This is a genomic window from Dermacoccus sp. MPR-E5 (genome assembly GCF_058809565.1).
Window position 1 is genome coordinate 1 of record NZ_JBXASS010000044.1, and the last position, 988, is coordinate 988.

General features: G+C 57.7%; 1 protein-coding gene. It reads left to right on the plus strand.

The genetic code is table 11. From position 1 onward, the window contains the following. Positions 1 to 641 (plus strand): hypothetical protein (locus AC1RS9_RS14490; protein ID WP_492921979.1); only part of this gene is annotated, 641 nt, incomplete at its 5' end. Positions 642 to 988 lie beyond the last annotated feature (347 nt).

Genomic DNA, 988 nt, shown 5'->3' on the forward strand with positions numbered 1-988 from the left:
CCATGTCACCCCTGTCACCCCCACCCATGCTCACCCTCAACGAAGCAGCCAACCGCCTCGGCATCAGCACCAGAACCCTGCAACGACGCCGCGAAACACTCATCGAACACGGTGCCTACCGCGACCACACCGGCTGGCACATCCCCGAAACAGCCCTCGCGGCACTCACCGACACCGGACACGTGTCACCCCCTGTCACCCCTGACACGTCACCCCCTAACCGGACACCTGTCACCCCCAATGTCACCCCCGTGTCACCCCCCAACCAGGACGAGCTCGAGCGACTCAAAGAAGAACTCGCCACCGCAACCGCCGACGCACGCGAATGGCGCGCCCGAGCCGAAGAACGCGACCGCGAACGCACCCAACTCCTCGAACGCGCCCACGCCGCCGAAACCACGGCCCGCGAAGCCACCGCCACCGCAGCAGCCCTCGCACTCACCCTCAAGCAACTCGAAGCACCCACACCCCCAAAACCCGCACCCAAACCACAGCGGCAGAACAGTGAGGAGCAAGGCTTCAAAACACGGGAACCCGCCGGGCGCAACAAGGGTGGAACCGTACGTCGAGCTGTTTCGTTGGGCCTTCAGAGATTAATTTGGACGGACCTCTATAAAAAGAATCAGTCGAACAACAGCTGATTGAATCACCTGCATCACATATCGTTCTCTCCAGAACAAGCGATAGCCAGAGGAGGCGCAAAATGAGCAGTAAACATGAAAAGATGGTGGTTGAAGGTATTGAATTTACCATCGAAAAAAATAATGATGGTTCTTACGACTACGTTAGGTCCGACGGTCGGGGGTTTACTTCAATGCCATCGAAGAGGGAAGAACGTTCTCATGCTCAGCATCGTAAGCACATAGAAATTTACTTGCGCACAGTCACGGATGATGATTAAACGCCACAGTAAAGGGGCTCATCCCAGTCGAGGGTGTAGACGGGGTCTGAACCCGCCGGTCTCGAGCAGGCTCCTGGCGATGTAGTT